Annotated in this window: 1 protein-coding gene; it reads right to left on the reverse strand. The window is 53.7% G+C overall.

Features of this window, described 5'->3' with window-relative positions:
• Positions 1-323: 323 nt before the first annotated feature.
• Positions 324-648 (reverse strand): hypothetical protein (locus tag BRX37_RS26430; RefSeq protein WP_206434241.1); only part of this gene is annotated, 325 nt, incomplete at its 5' end.

The raw sequence follows: 648 nt of genomic DNA on the forward strand, positions 1-648 counted from the left end.
GGATAACGCTTCGTCTTCTTCGCAATCTGGGCCATCCGCCCCCGGCTCTGCTGCGTCCACATCCAGAGCCTGAATCACGCAGATACGCCTATGACAACCCCTGCCGCCGATTTCCCAAACAGCCTCTAAGGATTGCACCTATTTCGGGCACCTAGCTTGATTTCATGCAGTCGCGGCAGGGGAGTTATTGGAACAGGCCGCGCTTAGGAATAGTTAATGCTGTTCTCACCGTAAAACAGCCGTAATGGATTGATCTATTTCATTAGGCCGTAAACTCATAAACCGTGATCACCTGAGCTTGCATGCTTTAATCTGCTGCCGCCTCAGTGTGCAAAGAAAGCCGAGCCAAAGAATGCAACCAAAAGGAGCGTTAAAGCGGCAAGAGGGACGAGGAGGGCCCAAAGCAGGATCCGAGAAAGCCTCGCGCTTAAGACGCTCTGCAATGCCAAGCTGACAGGCGGTAGCACGAGCAACGCCGGGTAGACCCAACTGACTCGGTGCTTGTCGGGCAGTAGGAGGCGCAACCCCATCGGCGAGAATACCAAGGCGACAAATACACTCAGCACCGCAAAGAAGAACCAGAGGGTGATGACGATACTGGTCAAGCGATTAGCCATGGCCGAAACTGGCATGCTTCCTCTTAATCTG

Origin of the sequence: Sphingomonas sp. S-NIH.Pt3_0716, assembly GCF_003950715.1 — a bacterium.
GTDB lineage: Bacteria > Pseudomonadota > Alphaproteobacteria > Sphingomonadales > Sphingomonadaceae > Sphingobium > Sphingobium yanoikuyae_A.